The sequence below is a fragment of the Lysinibacillus sp. NPDC094403 genome (assembly GCF_050278745.1).
Lineage (GTDB): Bacteria > Bacillota > Bacilli > Bacillales_A > Planococcaceae > Lysinibacillus.
On sequence record NZ_JBNNTL010000001.1, the window covers coordinates 859,040 to 885,912 of the forward strand.

The window sequence follows — 26,873 nt, forward strand, 5'->3', positions numbered from 1 at the left end:
CGCTTTCGCGCAAAAAACATCTGCTGGCCCAACTTCTCATCGGACACCTCCAGTCGGAATGGAAATCAATCCCATGTAATGGTGATGACTCTTAAAATTCAAGTGCAAATTATCCAGAAACTAGTTGATAAAAACTATTTCAAATAATTTAATTACTTATGCATAATTAGTTTTTCTTTAATAATGTATAAAAGTATGACATAATTTTCACAGATTAGCGGGAAAAATAACCTTATTCATAAAGTGTGAATGAGGTTTAAAGTTTGGTTTCTAAACCAAGGTGAATGAAAACTAGAGGTGAAAGAATGGAAAGATTACAAAAGGTCATTGCCTATGCTGGTGTAGCGTCTAGGCGTAAGGCGGAACAATTGATTTTAGAAGGTAAAGTAAAAGTGAACGGAGTCGTAGTGCGTGAGTTAGGGACAAAGGTTTCCAACTCAGATACGATAGAAGTAGAAGGCGTGAAGCTTGAGAAAGAGGATAAAGTTTATTATTTACTATATAAACCACGTGGTACGATATCGGCTGTAACAGACGACAAAGGACGTAAAACTGTCACAGATTTGTTTAAGCATATTCCGCAACGAATTTTCCCAGTTGGCCGTCTCGATTATGATACATCGGGCTTATTGCTATTAACAAATGATGGTGAATTCTCTTATATGCTGACACATCCGAAGTTTAAAATCGACAAAACATACATTGCTCGTGTTAAAGGTGTTCCAACGATTGAAGGTTTAAAACAGCTTCAACGAGGAATTAAGCTTGAAGATGGCAAAACAGCTCCAGCAAAAGTTAGTATGACTTCATTTGATGAAAAAGCAGGTAAGGCAATCTGTGAAATTACTATTCACGAAGGGCGAAATCGTCAAGTGCGTCGCATGTTCGAGGCAATCGGTACTCCTGTTGTTAAACTAAAACGTGAACGCTTTGCCTTTTTAGATTTATTTGGACTATCGCCGGGGGAATATCGTGAATTATCAAAGCATGAAGTGAAGCAATTGCGAGTGTTAGCGGAGACAGGAAAAATCGGATAAATAAGCATTTTTCTAAAAGAAAGTGAAATACTTCTATGTGTAATAGTAATGTATTCACTTTCTTATTAGTGTAATCGTTCATAAATCATTCATAATTATTAGCTAAGCGTTTGTGTTTCATTTTGCTATAATAGGTGGGAATGGTATACCTAGATTAGTTTTATTCTGATGAAATCGGTTCCATCATTTATCAGGCGGTGTTCGACGCATAAGTGAATGACAAATATAAAATTTGACAAACATAAATGATGTAAATTATACGGTGAAAAACTATACATATGAGTGTTTGTATGAAAGCTTAGCGTCAATTGGAGTTACTCTAAGCCATAATTGATAGGGGGTTATTAACTTGGAGAAAAAGAAAAAACGTCTCGTAATTCGTACCGTAATTTTGGCAGTTTTAGTATTAGCAATTGGTTACACGGTATACGGAACAGCGACAAAGGATAAAGTAGAGTTAATAGCAGTTGGCTCTAAAGCACCAGACTTCACGTTAGTAGATTTAAACGGTGAGAAACATAAGCTGTCTGATTATAAAGGACAGGGAGTATTTTTGAACTTCTGGGGTACTTTTTGTAAGCCTTGTGAGAAGGAAATGCCTGCAATGGACCGTCAGTATAAAGTTTATAAAGATCAGGGTGTACAAACATTGGCGGTCAATATTGCACAAACAGATTTTGAAGTACAGAATTTTGTCGATAGACACGAATTAACGTTCCCTGTAGTTATTGACAAAACGAAAAGTGTTATGACTGCCTACAATGTAGGTAATTTACCAGCAACTGTCCTTATTGATCCAGATGGTAAAGTAGTCAAGATTACTACTGGTGAAATGACGGAGGAAAATATTGCATCGTACATGGAATTAGTGAAGCCAGAATAAGGAGAAAATGACTATGGAAAACATCATTTGTGCTTGTGGTCATAGTAACCCATACGGCACGAAGCTTTGTGAGAAATGTGGTCGTCCTTTAACAGAGGAAGGTAAACAAACAAAAGTTGTTGATATGCGCTACGACGGAACGGCGATTCGTTCAAAAACGTATAATAAAACAGTCATCGATAAAATTTGGAATTTCTTCTCGAATGTAAAAGTGGGGATTGCCCTCATTATTATAACGTTGGTCGCAGCGTCAATTGGAACAATACTACCGCAAGCGATTTATGTTAATGCCCCGGAACCTAGTAAAGCAGAGTATTATGAGAAAGTGTATGGTGTGTTGGGCAAACTCTATAATAATTTAGGACTTTCTCATTTGTATAACACTTGGTGGTTCCAAATTTTAGTGGGTATGCTTGCGGTATCTATTATTGTTGCGAGTTTAGACCGTGGTTTACCATTGCATAAGTCTCTAAAAAATCAACGAGTTAAACGTCATGAAAGTTTTATGAAGCGTCAACGTATCGTTGCGGAAGGACAAGTGTCAAACCCTGATGAAACGCTAGATAAAGTTGAGCAAAAAATGACTGAATTAAAATATCATGTTCGTCGTGATGGAAGTGCACTTCTAGCAGAGCGCGGTCGTTTTGCTCGGTACGGCCCATACATAAATCATGTCGGTCTCATTATCTTTTTAGCAGGTGTTATGTTGCGCTTATTACCTGGTTTTTATGTGGATGAGACGATTTGGATACGTGAAGGTGAGACACGAGCTATACCAGGTATGGACGGCTATTTTATTAAAAATAATAAATTTATTTTGGAAACCCATGGTAATAAGCCTCAGGACGAGCAAATGAACCAAGGTGTAAATGCTATGGCGAAAAATTATCAAACAGACGTCACATTATACAAACAACCTGAGGGAGCCCTTCCTGGAGATTTAGACAATCTTGAAAAATTAAGAGATTACTCTATTCGTGTTAATCATCCGTTAAAAGAAAACGGTTTTGCGCTGTATCAAATGAATTATCGTCTTAACGAATTGAGGCAGATGAATTTTAACTTGGTGAATAAAACAACCGACGAATCACAAGGTCAAATTGAAATTGATTTAACGAATCCTAAAAAAGAATATGATTTAGGAAATGGTTCCTCAGTACAGATTCTTGTTTATACACCAGATTTTGCTGGCTTTGATAATGGTGAACCACAGACAAAATCATCGATACCAAATAATCCAGCATTTTTATTTAAAATGACAACACCAGAAACTCCAAAAGGTGAAGTAAGCTTTGTAGAAATTAGGAAGCCACCACTTGAACCACTTGGTGAAAACAAATATAGAATGAAATTCGCAGGAGCAGAGATGCGTAATTCATCAAACTTTACAATTCGTAAGGACAGTACGATACCAATTTTATTTGTAGGCGGTATTATTTTCATGATTGGTGTAGTAATTGGCTCGTATTGGAACCACCGACGTTTATGGTTACAGGTGGAGCCGGATGGTCAAGTGTTGATGGCAGCCCATGTGAATAAAAATATGTTCAGTATGAAAAAGGATTTAGATGCAGTCACTACTTTTGCTGGTCTACCACCATATATAGATCAGGTAGATAAGCCTGAAGATGACAAGAAATCCACTAAGCGAGGCACTAAAGAAAAGGAAGGTGACAACACATTATGAGTTTGATTGACATAAGTGGAAACCTATTATTTGTAGCATTCATTGCCTACCTAGTTGCAACTTTATTATTTGGTGGTTCGATAAAGCAATCGAATGCAACAGGCAAAAATACCGAAAAATGGGGCAAGGCTGCAATTGTTGTAACAATTATCGGTCTACTTGCGCAGCTTGGTTATTTTATTACTCGTTGGATTTATTCAGGCCATGCACCAGTTAGTAATATGTTTGAATTTACGACTGCGTTCGGTATGTTCGTTGTTGGGGCATTCATTTTAATTTATTTTATTTATCGCGTGACTGCTCTAGGCTTAATAGCATTACCTGTGGCGATATTAATAATTGCTTATGCGGCGATGTTCCCGACCGAGGTTAGCCCTTTAGTGCCGTCTTTACAAAGTTACTGGTTAACAATTCACGTTATTACAGCTGCTTTAGGTCAATCAATTTTAGCAATTAGTGCAGTAGCAGGACTAATTTATTTATTAAAAGTAGTTGATTTAAAGAAGCCTTCTAAACAACGTTTCTGGTTAGAAGCGGTAATGTTCTTCCTTGTGGTAGTCGTTGGTTTCGTGGTTGCTACATCAGTTTTTAAAATGATGGATTACGATTCAACATATACTTATGCTGATAAAGAGGGTAATGAACGTCAAATTACCTACCAAATGCCGCCACTATTTGGTATGAATGAATATAAGGCAGTGGAAGAACATGGCATGTCTCCGTTAGTAGAAATGCCTGCACTCATTAATGCGAAGAAATTAACAACAGTTGTGTGGTCATTATTAGTAGGATCTGTTTTATACTTATTAATTCGATTAATTGCACGACGTCGAATTAGTGCGATTTTCCAACCTTTTGTCAAAAGAGTGAATTTACAATTAGTGGATGAAATTGGTTATCGTTCAGTGATAATTGGCTTCCCAGTATTTACGTTAGGGGCTTTAATCTTTGCAATGATTTGGGCACAACTTGCGTGGAGTCGTTTCTGGGGATGGGATCCAAAGGAAGTGTGGGCACTTATTACATGGTTATTCTATGCTGCATTCCTTCACTTACGTTTATCAAAAGGCTGGGAAGGTGAAAAATCTGCATGGTTAGCATTAATTGGTTTCGGAATTATTTTATTTAACTTAATTGCTGTTAATTTGATCCTTGCAGGTTTACACTCATACGCTTCAGCGTAGACTAATTAACTTCTTTCAGCAATTGTTTCCCACCTTTATTGGTGGTGAGCTGAATGCGAATTTAAGTTACTTTTCAGCGGATGTCCAAACACCTGCTGAGATTTATAGCACATATGAGATTTTTACGTCGCTAGTATTAGAAAGAAAAGCCTTCTTGCTGTGGCAAGAAGGCTTTCTTTTCTTTTCAATATGTACTGTACCATGTACAATAGAGGGTAGAGAAAGATTAGAAGAGAGGGATCGTTAAAGTGTCAGAAAATATTTCAGTATTAGTAGTAGATGACGAGGATCGTATTCGACGCTTATTAAAAATGTATTTAGAGCGAGAAGGGTACCTTGTTGACGAAGCAGAAAACGGTGAACAAGCGATCGAAAAATCTTTAGAAAAAGAGTATCACTGTATTTTACTAGACATTATGATGCCTGAAAAAGATGGGCTTGAAGTATGTGCGGAAATCCGTGAACGAGCAGCAACACCGATTATTTTATTAACTGCAAAAGGCGAGGAAGCGAATCGTGTACAAGGCTTTGAGCTTGGAGCAGATGATTATATTGTAAAACCATTTAGTCCTCGTGAGGTTGTGTTACGTGTGAAGGCTATATTACGTCGTTCACAAGCCTTCTCACCTTCGACAAATGCTTCTTCTTCAAAAGATTTAGTTGTATTTCAACATTTAATGATCGATCATGATGCTCACCGTGTAACAGCAGAGGGGATCGAAGTAAATTTAACGCCTAAAGAGTATGAATTGCTTTATTTCCTAGCGAAATCACCAGACAAAGTATTTGACCGTGAACAATTACTAAAAGAAGTTTGGCATTATGATTTCTTTGGCGATTTACGTACAGTTGACACACATGTAAAACGTTTACGTGAAAAGCTCAATCGTGTCTCTGAAAACGCAGCGAAGATGATCGTTACTGTATGGGGCGTTGGCTACAAATTTGAGGTTGTCAATGAATAGAATATGGAATAGTGTTGTCGGGAAGCTATGGGTAACCATATTGCTTCTCGTTTCATTTGTATTATTTGTTTTCACGGTTTTAATGCTTGAGTTTCTTCAGAATTACCATATGCAGCAAGCAGAAAGCTCTTTGCGTCAAACAGCAGCAACCGTTGCAAGTATAGTAGATGATAAAAAAACAGCAGAGTCGACGTCGGAATTATTAAAAGATATTTTACCCGAAAGTACGAATGCGCTAATTGCTATTAACCATGACAGAGTTTCTTTTGCTTTGCAGGAAGGTGTAAATAAAAAAGAAATCCAGAATATGATTTTAGCCAATAAATCGTTCCAAGAAGTTTTTCAATCAGATAAACCGATTATTAAGGAAATGCTGATGCCATCTTCTACAGACGAAGAAAAAATGGAATCGTATGTTGTGCTAGGTTTCCCGCTAAATGTGGAAAATACAGTGCACGGGGCTGTTTTTATTTATCAAAGTCCAGATGCACTGCATAAAACATCGAAAGAGACGACAAAAGTTGTCTTTTTATCTGCCTTCATTGCCTTCGTACTAACGACATTTTTTGCGTTTTTCCTTTCATCGCGTATTACGTCACCATTACGTAAAATGCGTGAGTTGGCATTTGAAATTTCTAAAGGGAATTTTGAAGCGAAGATGCCGACTACGCAAAATGATGAAATCGGCCAGCTTGCTGTTGCTTTTAATCAAATGGGACGTCAATTGAAACACAATCTAGAAGTGATCAATCAAGAAAATGAACAGCTTTCAAATATTTTAACATCCATGACAGACGCAGTTATTACGTTTAATCGTGATCGTACAATATTATTAAGTAATCCGCCAGCGGACCGTTTAATGCAAAAATGGTTTGTCAATAAAGGTTCACAAAGTGCGAAGCCAATTCCGCCAGAGCTTTATCATATGCTCGATCATGTACTGATGTTTGAGGATAAGCTTGAAGAAGAAATTGAGATGGATGGAAGTTACTATACGTTTACGATTAGCCCTCTTTATAGTGAGGAATCGATACGTGGAGCGGTTGCAGTTATTCGTGATATGACTGAGCAGCATCGCTTAGAAAAACTACGTTCAGACTTTATTGCCAATGTGTCACATGAGCTGCGAACGCCGATATCGATGCTCCAAGGTTATTCAGAGGCCCTAATGGATGATGATTTTATTCAGGATCAAGAAGAACGTAATGAGATTACAAAAATTATTTATGATGAATCGAAGCGTATGGGACGTCTCGTAACAGATTTATTAGACCTTGCGCGTATGGAATCGGGGCATATGACGCTTTACAAGGATGAACTCCCAATTAATTCAACATTTGAACGTATTACTCAAAAATTTGCACAGGTTGCAAAAGAGAAGCACGTTCGTCTGATATTTGACAGTGAATTTAATGACGAAGCTACGATTAGTATAGATGAGGATCGGATTGAACAAGTATTAACGAATTTAGTTGATAATGCTCTCCGTCATACTGATGAAGGGTCTGTAACAGTGAAGGTTGAGAAGGAGCCAACCTTTGCCAAAATATCTGTCCAAGATACAGGGCATGGTATTCCACAAGAGGACTTACCATATGTCTTTGAACGTTTCTATAAAGCAGATAAGGCACGTACTCGTTCTAAAGGCGGAACTGGCCTAGGTTTAGCTATTGCTAGAAATATTGTCAAGGCACATTCAGGCAATATTATGGTAGATAGTGTACTGAAAGAGGGGACTACCTTCACGTTTTATTTACCGTTCGATTAATATCATTGCTATTAAAATGGTATTAATTGGCTGTAACTTCTGAGAACATTTAGACGACAAATATAATAGAACGGGGGTGGAGTGCTTTGAATGACTCCGTGTTCCATCGGTTATACGATGCATATCATCAAGACGTGTTCCAGTTTCTTATTTATTTAGTAAAAAACCGTACACTTGCTGAGGATTTAGCGCACGAGGTTTATGTTCGCGTATTACGCTCATATGATCAGTTCGCAGGAAATAGTAGCGAAAAGACATGGCTTTTTGCTATTGCAAAAAATGTCGCTATTGATCATTTTAGAAAGCAGGCTGTACGTCAAAAACATTCACTTGATTTTTTTGACTGGGAAACGGAACAGCTACATTCAACCACACCATCACCGGAAGACATGTTGCAGGCCAGTGATGAATTTATGCAAGTACAATCAGCACTTGAACATTGTACAGGTGACCAAAAAATGGTCATTATTATGCGCTACTTCCAAGATTTATCGATTGCAGAAACAGCGCAAATACTAGATTGGACAGAAGCGAAGGTAAAAACCACTCAGCATCGTGCCATTAAATTTTTAAGGCAACAGCTACAACAGGTTAGAGAACAGGAGGCGAAACGGCAGTGACACATAATCAATTTGATGATGACCAATTTGAACATGTATTGAATAATGCCCCTAAGCTTTCTGACCGCCGTTCGAAAGAGGAAATATTAAATCGATTATTGGCAGATGCTCGTTTGCAGGATAATGTCCATCTTCAAGAAGCTATACAACAACCATTAGATGATGAAATAACATCGCAAGAGCAACAAAAAAGTACCTACACAGCGATACTAGAGAAGAAAGTTCGTAAATGGCCAATCTTTATGAGTGTTGCAGCTGTTTTCGCTTTAACAGTACTTACAGGCTCCATGTTCATGAAAAACAATGATGCGAAGATGGATCAGGCCAATGCTCCTGAAACTTCTCAATATTCAACAATACAGGATAATCGTGCAGCAAAAAGCTCTATCAACCATGATAATCTTATGGAGTCCAATATAGTAGCAGAACATAAACGGATCATGTCTCTACGATCATCCGTTTATGAGGAAGATTTAACAGATGCAGTGGTGTTCCGTATTGGTTTGGCAAATCGTGATAAGGAAAGTGTACCGATGACATATATCATTCCAAATGAACGAGTTGCTACTGATTTTGGGAAGAAAAAGCCTACAACATTACAAATGTATGAAAAGTATGCGCCGCAAATTGATGAGAAAGCTAATGGTTTTACTAACTATCATCCGTATCAAGGCGAATTGAAGGAGAAGGGTGATAAACTAGTTCATGTATTGCCAAAGAAAAATGACTATGATGTCGCTTCTGCAGATACTGGCGAATATTTAGGAACTTTACAGGATACATTCTCAGACTCAGAGTATAAAGATATTGAGTTTGAAAATCCAGATGGTACAGCATATGAGTTATCCAAGAAAGAAGAGCCTAGTAAGATTATGGAATTAACAAACTCAAATCATTTTAATTATTATTTATATAAAGATGATAATGGGTCTGAATATTTATCACCCGATTCCCGTAAAACTTTTCCCACTGTAACAGAAGCTCTTACCGTTATGCGAACTAAAAATGATGATGTATACGTTCCAGTCGTACCGGAAAATATAACATACACTGTGAAAGAGGTAGCAGAAGGCGTTATTGTTACTTTTGATGAGCCGCTTGATTTATCGACAATGGATGCTGTTCGAGCAACTCAAATGATTGAAGCTATGATGCTTACTGCTGCAAGCTTTGATAAACAAATACGTCTAGACAATGTTGTACAGGAGAGCTGGGAGGGATTTGATTTTAAAAATTTCTTGCCAAAGCCTGTGGGAGCCAATAAACGATATATGCCATAAATAGCATGACGCTAATCTTCAACAAATGGATGAACAGAAATTAATAAGTAAATTTTTTGAGCATTCTCGCCGCTGTATGTGCGTGAATGCTCTTGTCAGTTTAATGACGGGCAGAGTAATCAGTGGGAGATGAAGAAAAGGCTATTAGCGAGAATCTGTAAAACATACAAGTTTAATCGGGATTTTTTAAGCAAAGCTATTTACTTTTCCTTAATAATTCTTTATAGTAAGGCTATGAAACAAAAAAATATTGATTCATCTTCGGGGCAGGGTGAAAATCCCGACCGGCGGTAATAGAGTTGTAAATCGCTAATATTTCATTTTAGAGACATTAGCTCGAATGATTTACTAAATACTCTTCAGCCCGCGACCTGTGCAAATTACTTTTTGCATGGCTGACTTGGTGCAATTCCAAGGCCGACAGTTAAAGTCTGGATGGGAGAAGATGGAGGTACGATCGTCATTCATTGTTATGAATTTAGCTATGTATGAGCGTTTTTTTTGATGTGGATTCACACATCGCATGCTCAAAAATAGTTAATTAATGGCGTTTTTTAATCATGCCTATTCTCCCTTATGCTTTTTTGCATAAGGGTTTTTTCATGATAATAATTGATTAGGTCGTAACCTTTCTTCTTGCGAGATTGAATCAGCAAAGAGGAGAGAGTTTACTATGAAGAAAAATGTTAAACTTCAATCGTTTATTACGATTGGCATGCTGAGCAGTATTTCGTTTTTATTAATGCTTTTTAATTTCCCTATTCCGCCATTCCCAGCGTTTTTGGAAGTGGACTTCAGTGATATGCCAGCATTACTTGCAGCGATCACAATGGGGCCGGTAGCCGGTATTTTAGTAGAATTATTTAAAAATGTGTTAGACTGGATTTTCTCAGGTACGCCAACAGGAGTACCGGTAGGACATATTGCGAACTTTGTAACAGGTATTTTATTTATTCTACCAGTAAGCTTTGTTTTTAATCGCTTCAAAACAGTTAAAGGTCTTATCGGAGGATTAGCTACTGGAACAATCATAATGGCAGTAGGAATGAGCATTCTTAACTATGCGGTATTTTTACCTATGTACACTTACTTTTTAGGTATGGAGCCTGTTGTAGGTGATTCACTATATAAAATGATCGTGGCTGGTATCTTGCCATTTAACATTGTGAAAGGTATTTTAATAACTGTCATCATGGCATTACTATTCACAACAATGCGTAAATGGATTATTAATCAGCGTTCTATGTATTTACAAAATAATTGAAATGAAACCTCGAGCTGTTAAGTGCTCGAGGTTTTTTTATATGAAACGGATAGGCTAGACGAGTAGAACTAGTAAAGGATAGGATTTGAGTCAAAGTGAAGGAAAGAACCGTAAAGCGAAAGATAGAAGAGCCAGAGCGACGGAAAGAAAGGTCGGGACGACGGATAGAAGAGCCAGAGCGACGGAAAGAAAGGTCAGAGCGACGGAAGAACCGGCAGAGCGACGGAAAGAAAGGTCAAAGCGACGGATAGAACCGGCAGAGTGACGGATAGAACTTTCAGAGCGACGGAAAGAATCTGCAAAGTGAGGGATAGAATGGTCAGATCGACGGAAAGAAATGCCGAAATGCCGAATAGGATAATCAAAGTGATCGATAGAATTAATCTAGTCGAGCTTAGTATTTTAATGTAGAATAAGGAAGAGTTTAGTATGTTAGAGGAGTTTGAAGAGATGAGCGAAAAAAAGAGTGAGTGGTCTAGTAAACTAGGCTTTATTTTAGCATCGGCAGGAGCTGCGATCGGGCTAGGGGCAATTTGGAAGCTCCCGTATGTTACTGGACAAAGTGGTGGGGGAGCGTTTTTCCTTATTTTTGTCTTATTTACATTGTTGATTGGTTTACCGATGCTATTATCAGAATATGTTTTAGGTCGCGGTACACAGTCTGAGGCTGTGACTGCCTATAAAAAAATTGCGCCTACGAAAACAGGCTGGGCTTGGGTTGGACGTATGGGCGTGCTCGGTTGTTTTTTATTATTAACTTTTTACAGTGTTGTAGGAGGTTGGATTTTTATATATAGTGGCCTTGGTGTGACTGGGGCTGTTATTGATCCTGGTAATGATCCTAGTGAACTATTTGGAAAGATTGTGGGAACACCTTGGATTACATTACTAGGATTGGGGTTATTTACGCTAGTGAATGTACTAGTCATTTCACTTGGTGTGCAAAATGGTATAGAGAAGGCAAGTAAGTGGATGATGCCTTTATTATTCATTATGTTTATTGTGCTTGTTGTGCGAGCCTTAACATTAGATGGGGCAATGGAGGGAGTTAAATTCTTCTTGTGGCCTGATTTTTCCAATATAACTGGGAAATCTATATTAGAAGCGTTAGGGCAGTCCTTCTTTGGCTTAGCGGTTGGATTTTCTTGTCTTGTGACGTATAGCTCTTATTTAAAGAAGGATGTAAGCTTACCGAATTCTGCAGGATCCGTTGTTATTCTTACTGTGCTTGTATCGTTTTTGGCAGGATTAGCAATTTTCCCTGTTGTATTTGCTTTTAATTTAGAACCAGCATCTGGACCGGGCTTATTATTTATGGTTCTTCCAACAGCATTTAGTCAAATGCCATTTGGTGAAGTATTCTTAGCGATGTTTTTATTATTATTTTTATTTGCAACGCTAACTTCTTCCTTTAGTTTATATGAAATTATTGTAGCTGCATTTATTGAGAAGGGGCGTATGTCTCGTTCTACATTGACAATGCTACTAGGTGTAGTAGTCTTTATTGCCGCAATCCCAGCAGCGCTTTCATCAAGCACGTTAGCGGACGTATCGATCTTTGGGAAAACAATTTTTGATGCAACTGATTTTTTAGTTTCTAATTTAATGCTTCCGTTGGGCAACTTATTGATTGCGATCTTTATTGCGCATGTAGTTGATAAAGAATTTGTGAAGAAGGAATTGTTAATAGGAAGTCATATGGGGCAGGGGTTCTATTCAACATACCGTCTATTGATGTTAATAGTAGTACCTGTTGTGATTATCGTTGTGTTAGTGAATATGCTTTTACAATATTAAAAAGAGTAGGTTGTGTTCCGTTTTACGGGAATGCAACCTACTTTTTTATCTTCATTCAGTAGCACGCTCCCACCTCTGAAGGTAGTGAGATGAACACTGATGTGATTCCTTTTCATTAGGTGTAGCAATTTATCTGTGCGAAAGCGAAGCGACAGCTATAATTACGTAAGGTAAAATGGAATGATGGGGGCAACAATAGCATTAATATTCGCTAAGCGATAGTTCGCCTAACCAGCCTTCTTTAATGATCTGTCTTGCTTGCTCTTCGCTTTTAGTCATAGGGAATACTTTATCGACTTGCGAAATAGCGAACAAGTTGCGAATAAAATCATCGACGACAATAATGGCGATTTTCTTTTCTTTTACAGATACTTTCTTTGCGAAATTGACGATCATGCCAAAGCCAGTACTATCAATGTTTGTAACTTTTTGCGTATCGATAATGTATCCAAGCTTTGTTTCCAAGTTTAATGATTGAAGCTCTTTTTTTATCTCTTCAATCATCCCGTATTCTAAATCGCCAGTAAACGCAATCAAAATATAATCAGCCTTTGTGTCAATATCCATCGCAATTTTCTTCTGATTCATACTATAGCGCCTCCATTTTCTTTTTCGTGTTAGAAAATCCTTTAGAAATTAAAACTTGAATTTATTGACTTCATTTTGTAATTTATCAGCGACTGATGCTAATTCATCTGAACTTTGTGTGATTTCTGCAACGGTTGCATATTGTTCTTCTGATGTTGCGGCAATTTCCTCTGTTGCTGCTGCTGAGTCTTCAATGATACGGGAAATATCTTGAATGGCTTGTTGAACACCTAAGGAGTTGTTGTTTACATGTGTAAATGCAGCCTTCATTTGCTCAACGCCTTTTTCTGTTTCTTCGACTTTTTCAACAATTTCCTTTAAAGCAGTTCCTCCTTTATTGATAATTGTTACTTGTTCCTCTACTGCTAGCAGATTACTTTCCATCGTGCGAACTGTCACGGAGGTTTCAGCCTGAATATCATTAATGAGATTTGTAATTTGTCCTGATGCTAAACTTGATTGTTCAGCTAGCTGGCGTACCTCTGATGCCACAACGGCAAACCCTTTTCCTTGCTCACCTGCCCGTGCAGCTTCGATGGCTGCATTGAGAGCCAGTAGATTTGTTTGCTCTGCAATACCGGTAATAACGGTAATAATGCCACCAATTTCCTCAGAGCGTTTACCGAGTTTTTGGATAGAATCTGTCGCGTAAGACACTGTTTGCGTGACGTCGCTTAAATGCTTGATAGCCTCATTAATTGCCTCTTCACCTTTGCGTGCGATATGTGTCGATTCTATAGCATTATTTAATGTGTTCTCAGCCTTTTGTAAACTACTCGATACTTCTTCAATTGTTTTTTGCATCATTGACACTATTTGTTCAGCCTGATCAGATTGAGTCGTAGTGCCAACTGCAATTTCATTCATCGTAAGTGCAATTTGGTTAGAAGCTTCACTTGTTTGATGTGATGATTCTGCTAATGAGTGCGATGAGTTAGCTATTTGGTTGGCGCTACCAGCTACGATTGTCATTGTCTCTGTTAAATGATTTTTCATATCACTAAAGGCATTTGCTAAAACAGCAATCTCATCTTTACCTTTAGGGTTTAATAACTTTACATTTAAATTTAAATTTGCTAACTCTTTGGCATTTGTACTTAAAATATTGATAGGAGTGATGATTTGTCGCTGTAAAAACCAACTAATTCCAACAATTATTAATATGGCAATTCCTAAGGAAATCGCTACATTTTCCAGTGCAGACTTTGTGGCAATGCTTATATAAGGGGCGGTTGGAACTGCTGTCGCCCATACTCCGATAACATCCCCTTGGCTATTCAAAATTGGGTCATAAGCTCCTTGATGCATACTACCTAAGACATTTGCTGATCCGATAAAACGTTTTTTTTCTCCTAACACAACTTTGGCAACTTCATCAGAAACCTTTGTATTTAAAGCGCGTTCTCCATTCTCGACTATATTTGTACTAATACGCGTATCGTTTTGGAAGATTGAGACCACGTTTCCATTTGTTAGCTGTCCAACTTTATCAGCTGCTTCGAAATTTTCGACCATATTAATGTCGCCTTTATACAATTGATTGTTTTTTATGGACCATTCACCAGGAAATTTAGCATCTAAATATTCATAGCCCAATTGAATATCTGATAAAAGTTTTGTATTTGCGCTTTCTAAAAGATTTTTTTTGGCAACATAAAAGTTTATTCCTGCTAAAAGTGTGGTAAGTAACAAAATACACCCGAATATTAACAGACTCATTTTTTTTCGGATTGACACCTTCATAAAAATTCCTCCAATTTTACGCTTACTTTATATATGAATCTTTTTTGAAATACCAACTAAAAATTTTGTTTCAGAAATATTTTCAAACCAAATATGGTCGACCATATTTTTAACAAAAAATAAACCTCGCCCACGATCTGAATAATCCAATTCGTTTAAATCGAATTGTAGAACCTTGTCCCAATCATTTTCAGCAATCCCTTTCGCTTCATCGATAACTGTTATTTTTATTTCTTCGTTAGAGCGGTATACGTGTACTTGAATTGCTTTTTTGGAGTATGGCTCGATTTTTTCCATGGCTTCAATAGCATTTATAACTAATTCGTGTACGACAAATCGTAATTCTCTTTTAAAAGGTAGATTATATACATTTGTAAAATTCTCCATAACTTGATCTATGTAAGCTATAGATTGTGAATCAGGATTTACATTGAGTATGAATACCATCATCAATCACCGGCCCTGTAATGTAATTGTTATTGAGACTACTGTTATATCATCGCTGAAATCATTGTCGAATAAATCGTATTTTTGGGAAAATTTTTGCAAAGCATAGCTATTATCTTGTGAAGCATAAGAATGGAAAAAGTCCATATCAACAACATGTTGCTCATTTATTGTCAATAATCCATCTGTATAAAGTATTATGCGATGCCATCCAGATAAAGGTATCGTTTTTTTATTGATGCGAATGGTTGGGAATAACCCTAGAATAGGTGTATTTGCTGGGAGGAACACTGTCTCTCCATATTTTCCGAATAAAAAACCAGATGGATGAGCCGCATTAACATAGTGTAAAGTTCCGCTTTTCGTATCAATGAGTATGTAGATAGCTGTCATTAAAAAACGGTCCATATCTTCATTAGAAAATAACTCGTAAATTTGGCGGTTAAGTTCTCGGATTACTAAAACTGGATCAATTAATTTCGTAATTATTCCTTTTAACAAAGATCTAATGGACATTGTAACGAGTGATGCAGCAATGCCATGTCCCATTGCATCGTAAAGAAGAATGGCAGTTAAATGTTCATTAATCTTAAACCAGCAGTACATGTCACCTCCTAATGTATTAGATGTAACGTAAAGCCCATCGATCTGAATATGCTCAAGATTCAATGGAGGAGATAATGCGTTTTTTTGGAATTTTTTTGCGACAATTAAATCTTTTTGAATAGTGCTTTCTTTCTGCTTTCGAAGCTTGGTTTCCTTTTGATATTTAAGAGCCACTTGAATCCGAGTTTTAAACTGCGTGAAATCAAATGGTTTTAAAATAAAATCAAAAATCCCGGCTTCAAAAACCCTATCAATTGTAATGTTTTTTTCGTAAGTAGTAGAAAGAAGGATAGGGGCATCGATCCAGTTTTTTAGTTCGTCGATTAGCTGACAAATGTTCTCGCAATTTTTAAGTGTCATTTTTGCATCGAGAATAATTAATTCCAGCTCCTCTTTCAAAGAATCCGATAAATAATTCATTGCTGCTTCAGTTGTTGTGAAGCAATGAACATTTTTGATGTCGATACGATGAAAATATTTTTGCAGACGCAACACATCATTACTTACGTTGCCAATAATTAATACTGACATGCTTCTTACATCCACCGCCTTATGTATCTTTAACAGAAGATTTTTGGAATTCGCACATAATAATTTCCGACTAGTATTATATACGCCATATTTACTTATTTGATGAATATAAAAAATTCTATTTTGCTATAAATTTACCAATAAATATGACGTTATACAAGACTATTGTGATATAAAATATGGAAAAAAAGTTCTTGCTTCAGGCCATAAAGTCAAAAAAATTATAACTAAAACACTTTTTGTTGAGTCTAAAGACCTTAAATGATATGCAGAAAGAGAGGTAGCTCTATTCATCTGAAAAAAAGATTAATATATTCGATAAAATATATGTAATAAAACCTTACATAGATATTGTGTTTTTTGTTCTTGTGATGTATTTTAAAAACAGTTATAAAAGAATTGTGTTAATTAAAATGACATTGGAGTGGTGAAAAATGAAACGTTATTCAAAAGAAGATATTAAACGCCGTGTTAAGGAAGAAAATGTGAAATTTCTTCGCCTACAATTTACTGATATATTAGGAACAATAAAAAACGTTGAAGTACCAGTTAGCCAATTAGAAAAAGCATTGGATAATAAAATTATGTTTGATGGGTCATCGATTGAAGGTTTTGTACGCATTGAGGAATCGGATATGTACTTGCGTCCTGACCGTGATACCTTCGTAATTTTTCCTTGGACCGCTGAAAAAGGCAAGGTGGCTCGTTTTATCTGCGATATTGTTAGACCAGATGGTACACCGTTTGAAGGTGACCCACGCTCCAATCTGAAGAGGGTTTTAAAGGGGATGGAGGAGTTAGGTTTTAGCTCATTTAATTTAGGACCAGAGCCAGAGTTTTTCTTATTTAAGCTAGATGAAAAAGGGCAACCAACGCTTGAGTTAAACGATAGTGGTGGATACTTCGACTTAGCCCCAACTGACTTAGGAGAGAACTGTCGACGTGATATCGTTTTAGAGTTAGAAGAAATGGGCTTTGAAATTGAGGCATCACATCATGAGGTTGCACCTGGTCAACATGAAATCGACTTTAAATATGCAAGTGCTATCGAAGCATGTGATAATATTCAAACGTTTAAGCTTGTTGTAAAAACGATAGCTGCACAGCATGGATTGCACGCAACCTTTATGCCTAAGCCACTATTTGGGGTTAACGGTTCTGGAATGCACTTCAACTTATCATTATTTGAAGGGGATAAAAATGCGTTTTATGATGAAAATGCAGAATTGCAATTAAGCCAAACAGCACGTAGCTTTATGGCAGGAATACTAAAACATGTACATGGTTTTACAGCTGTAACGAACCCGCTTGTTAATTCCTATAAACGATTAGTGCCTGGCTATGAGGCTCCTTGCTACGTAGCATGGTCTGCACAAAACCGTTCACCACTTATTCGAATTCCAGCTTCACGAGGATTATCAACACGTATCGAGCTTCGTTCTGTCGATCCAGCAGCCAACCCTTATTTAGCGATGGCCGTTATTTTAGCATCTGGGCTTGATGGAATTCGCAAAGATCTAACCCCTCCAGACGCTGTAGATCGAAATATTTATAAAATGACAAGAGATGAGCGAGAATTAAATGGCATTGACAGTCTCCCGGCATCATTGGAATATGCACTCATCGAACTAGAAATGGATCCAATCGTACGTGAAGCACTTGGAGATCATATCTTTGAGAAATTTACGGCTGCTAAAGAAATAGAATGGAATAAATACCGAACACGTGTCCACAATTGGGAGCGGGAAGAATATTTGAAAATGTATTAAAAGAGGAGTGTTGGGGCTTTGGTGCTCCAACACTTTTTTGATCCGAAATGTGGGAAATTGAGTGTCAAAGTAGAAGGCTATCCCTATTTTTCAGTGATAGGGATAGCTATTTTAGTTAGGGAGTTCACTTTGGATAATTAATTTGTATTTTTCATTTGGGAGTTCTTGGTCATAAATATAAATATCATTTTCAGCTGGATATCTAAACAAATAAGGTGCTTCCAACCAACCATCTTCGACCAATAAATGATCCTTTATCTTAAATTTTTTATAGTATTTATAGGCATTAGTGTTTAAAAATACTTGATTATTAAAATCAGTGAGAAGATTATTTACATCTAACATATCCGAAACAACTTCTTGAGTATGATTGGTCGAAGCGTCATAAAAAATCAGCTTACGATCACCAGTTGGAGGTTCAGAAGGTTCGTCAAACGTTAGGTAAACCCATTGTTGATTACTTAGTAGCCTTGCAGAACCAATAAATTCATATGAACTTTTAAATTCTTTTATTTCTTTACTTTTAATATCATACAAATAGAGGTATCCAAATTGATCTTTTTTATCAGTAAATAATATTTTCCCATCCTTTGCAGACAAATCCGTATTCATATAAGTATTTAAATTAAATATACTAATTGTTTTGCTTGTTTTGAGATTCTTAAGCATAACTTCCGCTTTTTCATCTTTTCTATTCATTTTAATCCAAGCTGCATAATCCCCAATTAGTATGGGAAAATCATTAGTAACATTTTCTTCATTTTCTTTTGTCAATGGTTGAATTTCTTGCGTCTTTAAATTCATAAAATATGGATTTAGATACCCTCCATGTTCATCAGTATCTACCCACAATAACCAAGTATCATTTAATTCTACCCCTTGAACTGATGGCAATTTAAATTTGCTATTAAATATTGTTTTGTATTTCTGAGTCTTTCGATTATATTCAACAATTTTATTATCAAGAGAAGGACTCTCTTGATCTACACTCATATAAATAAAGTCAGCATTACCCCTATATGAGTGAATATTAGTAAAAGGTACGTCAACTGTTTTATTGAAATCCTTATCGATTATTTGATAATAATTTGCACTTTGGGGTTTGATCAAAGATCTATTTGACTGTACACCATTGTATACGGCTTTAAAAACAATGAATAGGAATATGGCAGCACATGATAGTATTATCGTTCTCTCTATTATTTTCAATATGAATCTCTCCGTTTAGACTAAGGTTTATTTACAAAAACTTGATTTAAAGGGAATGTCTATCTATTAAATCTTGAATCTTGTATTTTTAGTGGAAAATATCCCGGACATTTTAATAATACATTACCATGTAAATGGTTATTTACCTATTTTTATCAATTGATATAAAGGAGATAATATAAAATTAAAACAGCTTCTTTTGGATTGTTTGATTTCATATTTATTAGGGGACGATATGAAGTACTATTTTAATTGGGCTACGGTACTTTAACTCTTTGGCTTCTCCTATTGAGATAACATTTTTTGTGACAAATACTTCCTGTTAATCTATGATTAGAAGAAAAGGAGAAAAATGTATGACGCAAGCGACTCAAGTAGTATCGATCCAAAACAATGATATTGTGCAATTTGAAAATGATATTAATAACGCTCTATTAGATTTAAGCGAATATTTAATAGTGGATATTAAATACAATACGTTATATATAGGGGAGCATACAGTTATACATTCAGCTTTAATTATTTATAAATGATTGATCCGGAGGGAGAAATAACTTGTCGAAAATATATTGGGTATCAATTGCTAAAAGAACAGATGATGAATCTGGGGTGGAGAAGAATGTCATTGAAAAAATATTTGCGAAGAAATCTGAGCTAAAGGATTTTTTAGAACAAGAAGGCTATTGTAAGGCAGCGAAAAATCAATATATTAAAATTGATGATGAATTGATATATGAAGCTGCCGTTGAAAAAGTAAAAATGAAGTAATCATAATATAAGAGTTATCCGCGGGTGAAAGGGAAATACCCGCGGTTATGGATATATGCGAGAGGTTATGCCAAGTACTAAGCTTTTGATAGGATCTTCCTAACACCATCCATCCTAATTCATGATGATTCGATTATTGAAATAATGATAATAGAAATTGTCTATCTTCAGGAAAGGTTAATGTTAAATCTAGTAAATCCTCCTTTGATTTCCACGCGATTTCATAAATTAATTCATCGGGATCATGAATCATCATTTGTCCACCTTTAATGATTGTTTCGAAATAACGAACTTCTATTACATCATTATTTTTATGTAATACTTCTCTGACGATGTCTACTATAAATCCTGTTTCTTCATACACTTCGCGAATACAACATGTCTCAAAATTTTCAGTAGCTTCTATTCCGCCTGATGGTACTGCCCATGTTTTTTCTTCCTCTTTAGTACCTTGCAAAACCATTAATAATTGATTGACTTCATTTAAGCAAATTCCTGCGGCCCCTTGCCATTTAACCAATCTCAAAACCTCTAATCTAATTTTTCATACTATTTTAACCTATATTATCCAAAAATGGGTATAACTTTTGTTGATTCTATGCATATAGGTTGATTGGAGTGGAGACTGGTCGACTCCTTGGGGATCAGCGAAAGGGGAGCGAAGGCTAAAAGCATCACGTCCTGTGATAACGCCTTCGTGACCAACATCGGTGTCGTTGCCGCTTCGCTTTCGCGCAAAAAACATCTGTTGGCCCAAGCGGCTCATCGAACGTCCCTAGGAAGCTTTGTTCTGTGCGTTAGCGACAATGTTTTATCTGTGCGAAAGCGAAGCGACAGCAACGAAGCGACCGGTCGGAACGGAAATCAACCCCACGCTATGGTGATGGGTCAATAAAAATATAGCTTTCTTTTTAACCAGTCCAAAGTTAGCATAAAAAGACAGGAATAACTAATTATGATGTTTTAATCTATAAACAAGGAGTGAGAGCAGTTGAGTTGGATTGAGTCGATTCAAAAAGCAATAAATTATATCGAAGAGCATTTATTAGATGACATCACAATGGAGCAAATTGCACGAGAGGTAAATTCTTCGGTCTTTCATTTTCAACGGACTTTCTCGATTTTAACGGATATGTCTATTGCAGATTATATAAGACGTAGAAGGTTAACATTAGCTGCACAGGAGTTAATAAATACAGAGCAAAAAGTTATCGAACTCGCCTACAAATATGGCTACGACTCTCCTGAAGCTTTCACTAAGGCATTTCGTAAGCAGCATCACGTAACGCCTAGTGAAGCAAGAAAGAAGCAAGGACAACTACAATCATACAATCGCCTAGTCATCCAGGTGAGCCTGAAGGGAGCAGAACCAATGAAGTATAAAATCGTAGAAAAAGAAAAGTTTCAAGTGGTGGGGGTAAAAAGAACATATAATTGTCAAAATGGTGAGAATTTACGAGGCATTTCTCAATTTTGGATTGAGATGAATTCGAAAAACTTCGATCATCAACTTATCCAACTAAATAACGGAAGCATTAAAGGTGTGCTAGGTGTTTGTGTACCAAATACAAGCCAAGAGCAAAGTGGTTTCATTGATTACTGGATTGCTACGGATCATGTAGGGGAAGTGGGAGAAAATCTATTATCAATGGAGGTACCTGCGTCGAAGTGGGTTGTCTTTGAGGTGCATGGGCCTATGCCAGATGCGATGCAAAATACTTGGAAACAAATTTATTCAGAGTGGTTCCCATCCAATCCATATAAAGCTGCAGGAACAGCCGAACTAGAGGTTTACCCTGATGAAGATGCATATAGCCCTGATTCATATTCTGAAATTTGGATTCCGATTAAGTAACAGAAATGAAAGCAGCCAAGAATGTTCATTGGTAACATTCTTGGCTTTTTAATCAATTTATTTTATTAAAGTATAAATATTAAGGTCATAAAAAGATTCTTTTGATTCTTCATATTCTTGAAATGTTCCTTCAAAAGTAAAATTCAATTTCTCTACTACTTTTATAGAATTTATATTACCAGGCTCAATTTTTGCTTCGATTCTCTTTATGTTTAAAGTGGTGAAAGCATAATCAATCAAAGCCAAAATACCTTCTTGCGCATAGCCATTTCCCCAACAAGCTTTAGCAAGATCATAGCCAATCTCTGCTGAGGCGTTGTCTACGTCAAATGAATTAAATCCACAGGAGCCGATTATTTCGTTCGATCCCTTCATGATAATTGTAAAGCGAATAGCCTTACGCTCCGCAGCTAATTGATCAAAAAGAGCAATCATTTCCTTCGCTTGTTCTTCATGAGTAAAATTAGTGATATTCATAAATTTTGTAACTTCCGGATCTGACCAGATATTAAATAGACTGTGTGCATCCGTCATCTTCATTTTTCTTAAATATAATCTTTTTGTGTAAATTTGTTCGATCAATACTTTTACCTCCAAGTTAAAGCCTCCGGACGCAATTATGCCGATGCATAATTGATATAAGTTTGGATGAAAAATATTGCTATCTGCACATAATTCAGTCCCTTCAAATTTTATGTACCCATTATATGATATTTAAATATTAAACAGTAAACCTAATAATTTCTATTAACGATATAATGTATGAAGATATATCAAAAGAATAGGAGAAATGATAATGATCAAAGTAACGGCCGAGAATTATTCGATTATAAAAGAAAAAATAGAAAGGGCGCCAACATTTGTTTATAGCATACTAGATCGTGTAATAGATGGCATTGTCTACGCTGACAATGAAAACCTACATTCACTACTGTTTCAAACCAAATCGGGAATATACTATGTTTATGGCGATTCATTCAGCGAACAAGTCGTGAGTAAACTCGCGGCTTTACTACAAGAATCTATTGAAGAAAGTAAACGTTTCACATTATTTTCTTTTTCAGATGATTGGAACGATAAAATTGAACAACGGTTAGATGGTCATATAAAAAAACTAGAAAGATATACGTTTACTTTTGCTAAAAATGCTTATAACGATAGAGAAAGAAGAGAGCTACTTGACTACGAATTCATTAAAATCAAGCAACCTCAAATTGAACATAGTTTAGAATTTGACAATCAATATTATGAGGAATACTGGGGTTCTACTAGTAATTTCCTTGAAAATGGCTTTGGTTTTTGTTTACAGCATGGAGACAACATTGTTAGTGAAGCCGTCTCTATTTTTAAATCACGCCAATTTGCAGAGATTGATATAGTAACTGATCCGAATTATAGAGGAAAAGGATTAGCAAGCTTAATTGCAGAGAAATTTATTGATTATTGCCTTTTAAATGATATACAGCCTTGTTGGGATTGTGATATTCATAACCAAGCATCTTATCATTTAGGCACTAAGCTAAGCTTTTCTAATCCGCAAAAATATGCAATTTATATAAAATCTTAATACATAAAAAGTGCTTACGGTGAAAAAATATTTTATTAAAAGCCAAGGCTGAAGCGATTTTAAATAGTGAATGCCACACATTATATGTATAGAAATTAAACGGATAGAAGAGCCTAAATAAATTCGCTCTATCTATCCTCTTTTACACCAGAAATGACCCTTTTTACTACAACAACTAATTTGTTCGTTAATCAATCTAATGTTGCGGTAATTCAAAAGGAGCTCTCAAAGATTGTTGCTTCTAGTTTGGTTATCTTCCTCAACTAAAGCCTCAGTTTGTTTAAGTGTGAAAATGAAAAAGCTTCTTACATATTTTCAAATTGAAAAAAATCGACTACAATGGTTTGTAAATGGTATAAATTTAAATTTTATACATTTATCTTTATTTATACAAATTTACTTAAGAGGAGCTCCAAGATGAAAAAGAAGTTTTTATCCTTACTCATGTCCATAATTATGGTCCTATCAGTTAGCGTATCGGTGTATGCTGATGAAACGTCGCCACCAGCGACAAGAGGAGAGATCGTTAAAACCTTGTTGATTGCAGCAGACGCTTATCAACCAGGAATTAAAAAAGAAGCCATTATGCAAGGCTCTAAAAACGGAGATTTAAGAGAGAATGAGCCTGCTAAGAAGATTGAAGCTTTAGTCATGTTGAGCAGGGCATTCGGCGAATTGCCAAAGCCTGTCGGAAATGATCTGCGCAGTGGAACATTTGAAGTCAAGTTCACAGATGTGCCCACTTGGGCTAAGAAAGATATCGATAAACTAGCGAAAGCAGGCGTACTGACGGGCAACCCCGACGGCACATTAGGCGCAAATGACACTATTACAATCGATGAGTTCCAAAACATTATCGCCAGAATTTGGACGCTTAAAGGCTCTCATTTAAATGACGATTTTTATGAAGCAATCAATAAGGAATGGTTAAATAAATCGACCATTCCGGCAGGAGAAATCATGGGCGGCGTCTTTCCCGAGCTGTACAAGCAAAATAACGATAAAATAGAAAAAATAATAGATGAGCTCGCTGGCAAACAGTTCGCAGAAGGAACAAAAGAACAAAAAATTGCCGACTTCTATACGACAGCGTTGGATTCAAAAAATAGAAATAAACAAGGGATTGAGCCCATCCAAAAATATGTAAAGGCAATTGACGGGGCTAAAACGCTTGATGAACTCGTTCAAGCAGATCTTATCTTGGAGAAAGAATTGGGTCTAACCTCATTATTCAACTTTTTAATCATGAACGATGCAAAGAACAGCAGTGAAAACGCTTTGTATTACTCTGGATTAACTACTGGTCTGGATAAGAACAGCTTTGTAACGGAAGACTCGAAAGCAAAAAAAGCCTATATTCAATATATGTCCAGACTTCTTGTAGCATCGGGCGAGGAAAAGTCTGCTGCCAATGCACATGCCGAAAAAGTATATGATATGGAGAAAAGCTTAGCTTCCGTATCACTTGAACCTCATGAACAAGGCGACTTCAATAAATTCTATAATCCGTATACAATCAAACAATTCGATGACATGTTCAAAACAATAGATATGAAACAAGTCTTGAAATCGATGAAAGTCGACAGCGTCGATAAAGTGATCGTAACCGATGTGAAGCTGGCGCAAAAAGGCGCGGATCTCTTGACTGAGACTAATCTTAACGTACTAAAAGCTTACTCCAAAGTGCAATTGCTTATGGCAACAAGTGGTTCGTTGTCAGATGAATTCAGAGAAGCTGCTATTGAGTTTGACGCAACGTTATTAGGCGTTACAGGTGAAAAAACAGCTCAAGAAATAGCAGTAGCTAAGACAACAGGCACAATGGGCGGATATTTGGAGCAAATGTTTGCCGAGAAACATTTTTCATCAGAAGCTAAAAAAGATGTTGAACAAATGGTAAAGAAGTTAATTGCTACGTATGAGGAAAGAATCAAATCTCTTGATTGGATGTCAGAAACTACAAAAGCTAAAGCAATTAAAAAGCTGGATACGATGATAGTTAAGATCGGGTACCCAGATAAATGGGATACGACATTAGATAAAGTAGCTATCAAGACATATGACGAAGGTGGTTCGCTGTTCTCTAATACCGTCTCAGTAAACAAAGCATACAGTGATAACATGAAAGCCGAACTAGGAAAACCTGTTGATAGAACGAAATGGAGAACGAGCGTATATACTGTAAATGCTTTCTACAATGCTCTTAATAACGAAATTACGTTCCCAGCAGGTATTCTACAAGCGCCTTTCTATGATATTAACGCTAAACCTGAAGCAAACTATGGTGCCATTGGCATGGTCATTGGCCATGAAATCAGCCATGCATTTGATAACAACGGATCCGCATACGACGAAAATGGAAATGCAAATAACTGGTGGACAGAAAAGGACTTTAAGAAATTCAAAGAGAAAAACCAGAAACTGATTGAGTTCTATAATGGAATTGAGATTATTCCGGGTGTGTTGAGCGATGGTCAGCTTACACAGAGCGAGAATGTCGCTGATTTAGGTGGAATGGCGGCTTCATTGCAAGTTGTATCCAACATGAGTAATCCGGATTATAAAGCATATTTCGAAAGTACTGCAAAAATATGGAAATCTACAACTACAAAAGAATTTGCAGCGATGCTGAGCAAAAACGATGTACATTCAGCCGCAAAAATTCGGGTAAACCGCACGATTGTGAACTTCCAGCAATTTTATGATACTTATGGAATTAAGCCTGGAGATGGTATGTATGTAGCACCGGAGGATCGAGTTTCTATCTGGTGAAAATTAGAGGAGATAGAGCTAATTCCTATAGTTTTTACATCACTGTATAACCTGGTGTGTTGAATTAACCTACAAATTAGTTGTTGTAGTAAATATGTTCATTTTTTATAAAAAAGAGGATAGATAGAGCGAATATTTTTTAGCTCTTCTATCCTCCTTTTTATTTCAATACATATTATGTGTGAAAATAGTTTCAGCCTATAATTTTATTTTAATGAAAAAATATCATTGTGAGCATTCTATATTGTTTAAAAGAACCGATTACGCGCTTCGAAGATATTGTAAAACAATTTGGCATCTCTTGCCATTTTAGTATTAGCGTTCATTTTTGGTCGTAAGCAATTTTGGAACATTTCATCGCAATATCTTGATCTACCATATCGATCATAACATTCGTCGTGTAATTTGCAGCATGAATCTACAGCGTTGATAGGTCTACCTGGTCCTGAACATCCTGGTCCACAATATCTATATCCAGGGTAGCAAAAACCAAATCTGCGGTGTCTATACATCATCTATTCTCCTTTTTAAAA

Annotated in this window: 24 protein-coding genes and 1 riboswitch; of the genes, 16 read left to right on the plus strand and 8 right to left on the minus strand. The window is 36.4% G+C overall.

Going from position 1 to position 26,873, the window contains the following annotated elements:
* The first annotated feature begins 305 nt into the window (after positions 1–305).
* From ACQKMV_RS03940 to ACQKMV_RS03985, 10 genes are all read left to right on the plus strand, one after another.
* Entirely contained in the window at positions 306–1,037 is a 732-nt protein-coding gene (locus ACQKMV_RS03940) for a pseudouridine synthase (RefSeq protein WP_427502443.1), read from the plus strand.
* A 349-nt stretch (positions 1,038–1,386) separates the two neighbouring features.
* The gene (resA, locus tag ACQKMV_RS03945) at positions 1,387–1,920 is read left to right on the plus strand and encodes a thiol-disulfide oxidoreductase ResA (protein WP_427502444.1); all 534 of its coding nucleotides are present in this window, start codon (positions 1,387–1,389) and stop codon (positions 1,918–1,920) included.
* 13 nt (positions 1,921–1,933) lie between these two features.
* Positions 1,934–3,607, plus strand: a complete 1,674-nt coding sequence (gene resB / locus ACQKMV_RS03950) for a cytochrome c biogenesis protein ResB (RefSeq protein WP_427502445.1) — start codon at positions 1,934–1,936, stop codon at positions 3,605–3,607.
* On the plus strand, positions 3,604–4,791 hold the full coding sequence (gene ccsB / locus ACQKMV_RS03955; RefSeq protein ID WP_427502446.1) for a c-type cytochrome biogenesis protein CcsB: 1,188 nt from the start codon (positions 3,604–3,606) through the stop codon (positions 4,789–4,791). The genes resB and ccsB overlap by 4 nt, the downstream gene beginning before the upstream one ends.
* Positions 4,792–5,039: 248 nt before the next feature.
* On the plus strand, positions 5,040–5,756 hold the full coding sequence (locus tag ACQKMV_RS03960; RefSeq protein WP_049668637.1) for a response regulator transcription factor: 717 nt from the start codon (positions 5,040–5,042) through the stop codon (positions 5,754–5,756).
* Positions 5,749–7,524: an ATP-binding protein gene (locus tag ACQKMV_RS03965; RefSeq protein WP_427502447.1), complete on the plus strand. Its 1,776-nt coding sequence runs from the start codon at positions 5,749–5,751 to the stop codon at positions 7,522–7,524. The genes ACQKMV_RS03960 and ACQKMV_RS03965 overlap by 8 nt, the downstream gene beginning before the upstream one ends.
* 86 nt (positions 7,525–7,610) lie before the next feature.
* Positions 7,611–8,144, plus strand: a complete 534-nt coding sequence (gene sigX, locus ACQKMV_RS03970; RefSeq protein WP_427425278.1) for an RNA polymerase sigma factor SigX — start codon at positions 7,611–7,613, stop codon at positions 8,142–8,144.
* Positions 8,141–9,424 carry an RNA polymerase subunit sigma gene (locus ACQKMV_RS03975; protein ID WP_427502448.1) on the plus strand — a complete coding sequence of 428 codons (1,284 nt, stop codon included), beginning with the start codon at positions 8,141–8,143 and terminating at the stop codon, positions 9,422–9,424. Before sigX ends, ACQKMV_RS03975 begins: the two co-directional genes overlap by 4 nt.
* A 253-nt stretch (positions 9,425–9,677) precedes the next feature.
* A riboswitch (FMN riboswitch) is annotated at positions 9,678–9,875 on the plus strand.
* A gap of 222 nt (positions 9,876–10,097) precedes the next feature.
* A complete protein-coding gene (locus ACQKMV_RS03980) occupies positions 10,098–10,688 on the plus strand; it encodes an ECF transporter S component (RefSeq protein ID WP_427502449.1) in 591 nt (196 codons plus the stop codon).
* A 429-nt stretch (positions 10,689–11,117) separates the two neighbouring features.
* Positions 11,118–12,485, plus strand: a complete 1,368-nt coding sequence (locus tag ACQKMV_RS03985; protein ID WP_427502450.1) for a sodium-dependent transporter — start codon at positions 11,118–11,120, stop codon at positions 12,483–12,485.
* Positions 12,486–12,686: 201 nt separating this feature from the next.
* Here ACQKMV_RS03985 and ACQKMV_RS03990 read toward each other — a convergent pair whose 3' ends face one another.
* The 4 genes from ACQKMV_RS03990 to ACQKMV_RS04005 are packed head-to-tail and all read right to left on the minus strand — an operon-like array spanning position 12,687 to position 16,400.
* Positions 12,687–13,073 (minus strand): STAS domain-containing protein, encoded by a 387-nt coding sequence (locus tag ACQKMV_RS03990; RefSeq protein ID WP_427502451.1) that lies wholly within the window; start codon positions 13,071–13,073, stop codon positions 12,687–12,689.
* 48 nt (positions 13,074–13,121) lie between these two features.
* Positions 13,122–14,816 carry a methyl-accepting chemotaxis protein gene (locus tag ACQKMV_RS03995; RefSeq protein WP_427502452.1) on the minus strand — a complete coding sequence of 565 codons (1,695 nt, stop codon included), beginning with the start codon at positions 14,814–14,816 and terminating at the stop codon, positions 13,122–13,124.
* 27 nt (positions 14,817–14,843) lie between these two features.
* Positions 14,844–15,266 carry an ATP-binding protein gene (locus ACQKMV_RS04000; RefSeq protein ID WP_427502453.1) on the minus strand — a complete coding sequence of 141 codons (423 nt, stop codon included), beginning with the start codon at positions 15,264–15,266 and terminating at the stop codon, positions 14,844–14,846.
* Positions 15,267–15,269: 3 nt separating this feature from the next.
* Positions 15,270–16,400: a SpoIIE family protein phosphatase gene (locus ACQKMV_RS04005; RefSeq protein WP_427502454.1), complete on the minus strand. Its 1,131-nt coding sequence runs from the start codon at positions 16,398–16,400 to the stop codon at positions 15,270–15,272.
* A 434-nt stretch (positions 16,401–16,834) separates the two neighbouring features.
* On the opposite strand from ACQKMV_RS04005, the gene glnA reads away from it, so the two are divergent.
* Positions 16,835–18,169, plus strand: coding sequence for a type I glutamate--ammonia ligase (gene glnA, locus ACQKMV_RS04010; protein WP_427502455.1), 1,335 nt, complete (start codon positions 16,835–16,837; stop codon positions 18,167–18,169).
* Between the two features lie 111 nt (positions 18,170–18,280).
* Here the strand turns inward: glnA and ACQKMV_RS04015 are convergent, their stop codons facing one another.
* Entirely contained in the window at positions 18,281–19,378 is a 1,098-nt protein-coding gene (locus ACQKMV_RS04015) for a hypothetical protein (protein ID WP_427502456.1), read from the minus strand.
* Positions 19,379–19,734: 356 nt separating this feature from the next.
* Between ACQKMV_RS04015 and ACQKMV_RS04020 the strand changes: the two genes are divergently transcribed.
* On the plus strand, positions 19,735–19,911 hold the full coding sequence (locus tag ACQKMV_RS04020) for a hypothetical protein (protein ID WP_427502457.1): 177 nt from the start codon (positions 19,735–19,737) through the stop codon (positions 19,909–19,911).
* Between the two features lie 22 nt (positions 19,912–19,933).
* The gene (locus ACQKMV_RS04025) at positions 19,934–20,146 is read left to right on the plus strand and encodes a hypothetical protein (protein WP_427502458.1); all 213 of its coding nucleotides are present in this window, start codon (positions 19,934–19,936) and stop codon (positions 20,144–20,146) included.
* Positions 20,147–20,279: 133 nt separating this feature from the next.
* Here the strand turns inward: ACQKMV_RS04025 and ACQKMV_RS04030 are convergent, their stop codons facing one another.
* Entirely contained in the window at positions 20,280–20,666 is a 387-nt protein-coding gene (locus tag ACQKMV_RS04030) for an NUDIX hydrolase (RefSeq protein ID WP_427502459.1), read from the minus strand.
* 471 nt (positions 20,667–21,137) lie between these two features.
* Between ACQKMV_RS04030 and ACQKMV_RS04035 the strand changes: the two genes are divergently transcribed.
* Positions 21,138–22,001 carry an AraC family transcriptional regulator gene (locus ACQKMV_RS04035; RefSeq protein WP_427502460.1) on the plus strand — a complete coding sequence of 288 codons (864 nt, stop codon included), beginning with the start codon at positions 21,138–21,140 and terminating at the stop codon, positions 21,999–22,001.
* Positions 22,002–22,058: 57 nt separating this feature from the next.
* Here the strand turns inward: ACQKMV_RS04035 and ACQKMV_RS04040 are convergent, their stop codons facing one another.
* Entirely contained in the window at positions 22,059–22,583 is a 525-nt protein-coding gene (locus ACQKMV_RS04040) for a GNAT family N-acetyltransferase (protein ID WP_427502502.1), read from the minus strand.
* A 214-nt stretch (positions 22,584–22,797) separates the two neighbouring features.
* Here ACQKMV_RS04040 and ACQKMV_RS04045 point away from each other — a divergent pair, with 214 nt between their 5' ends.
* Positions 22,798–23,568, plus strand: coding sequence for a GNAT family N-acetyltransferase (locus ACQKMV_RS04045; RefSeq protein ID WP_427502461.1), 771 nt, complete (start codon positions 22,798–22,800; stop codon positions 23,566–23,568).
* A 417-nt stretch (positions 23,569–23,985) separates the two neighbouring features.
* Positions 23,986–26,340: a M13-type metalloendopeptidase gene (locus tag ACQKMV_RS04050; protein ID WP_427502462.1), complete on the plus strand. Its 2,355-nt coding sequence runs from the start codon at positions 23,986–23,988 to the stop codon at positions 26,338–26,340.
* A gap of 248 nt (positions 26,341–26,588) precedes the next feature.
* On the opposite strand, the gene ACQKMV_RS04055 is transcribed toward ACQKMV_RS04050, so the two are convergent.
* Positions 26,589–26,855 (minus strand): Parvovirus coat protein VP1-like protein, encoded by a 267-nt coding sequence (locus ACQKMV_RS04055; protein ID WP_427502463.1) that lies wholly within the window; start codon positions 26,853–26,855, stop codon positions 26,589–26,591.
* Positions 26,856–26,873: the final 18 nt, after the last annotated feature.

Bases quoted from the DNA above. Each gene is read 5' to 3' on its own strand.
- ACQKMV_RS03940 (WP_427502443.1), top strand. From the start codon at position 306: ATGGAAAGATTACAAAAGGTCATTGCCTATGCTGGTGTAGCGTCTAGG.
- resB (WP_427502445.1), top strand. From the start codon at position 1,934: ATGGAAAACATCATTTGTGCTTGTGGTCATAGTAACCCATACGGCACG.
- ccsB (WP_427502446.1), top strand. From the start codon at position 3,604: ATGAGTTTGATTGACATAAGTGGAAACCTATTATTTGTAGCATTCATT.
- ACQKMV_RS03965 (WP_427502447.1), top strand. From the start codon at position 5,749: ATGAATAGAATATGGAATAGTGTTGTCGGGAAGCTATGGGTAACCATA.
- ACQKMV_RS03980 (WP_427502449.1), top strand. From the start codon at position 10,098: ATGAAGAAAAATGTTAAACTTCAATCGTTTATTACGATTGGCATGCTG.
- ACQKMV_RS03985 (WP_427502450.1), top strand. From the start codon at position 11,118: ATGTTAGAGGAGTTTGAAGAGATGAGCGAAAAAAAGAGTGAGTGGTCT.
- ACQKMV_RS03990 (WP_427502451.1), bottom strand. From the start codon at position 13,073: ATGAATCAGAAGAAAATTGCGATGGATATTGACACAAAGGCTGATTAT.
- ACQKMV_RS03995 (WP_427502452.1), bottom strand. From the start codon at position 14,816: ATGAAGGTGTCAATCCGAAAAAAAATGAGTCTGTTAATATTCGGGTGT.
- ACQKMV_RS04000 (WP_427502453.1), bottom strand. From the start codon at position 15,266: ATGATGGTATTCATACTCAATGTAAATCCTGATTCACAATCTATAGCT.
- ACQKMV_RS04005 (WP_427502454.1), bottom strand. From the start codon at position 16,400: ATGTCAGTATTAATTATTGGCAACGTAAGTAATGATGTGTTGCGTCTG.
- glnA (WP_427502455.1), top strand. From the start codon at position 16,835: ATGAAACGTTATTCAAAAGAAGATATTAAACGCCGTGTTAAGGAAGAA.
- ACQKMV_RS04020 (WP_427502457.1), top strand. From the start codon at position 19,735: ATGACGCAAGCGACTCAAGTAGTATCGATCCAAAACAATGATATTGTG.
- ACQKMV_RS04045 (WP_427502461.1), top strand. From the start codon at position 22,798: ATGATCAAAGTAACGGCCGAGAATTATTCGATTATAAAAGAAAAAATA.
- ACQKMV_RS04050 (WP_427502462.1), top strand. From the start codon at position 23,986: ATGAAAAAGAAGTTTTTATCCTTACTCATGTCCATAATTATGGTCCTA.
- ACQKMV_RS04055 (WP_427502463.1), bottom strand. From the start codon at position 26,855: ATGATGTATAGACACCGCAGATTTGGTTTTTGCTACCCTGGATATAGA.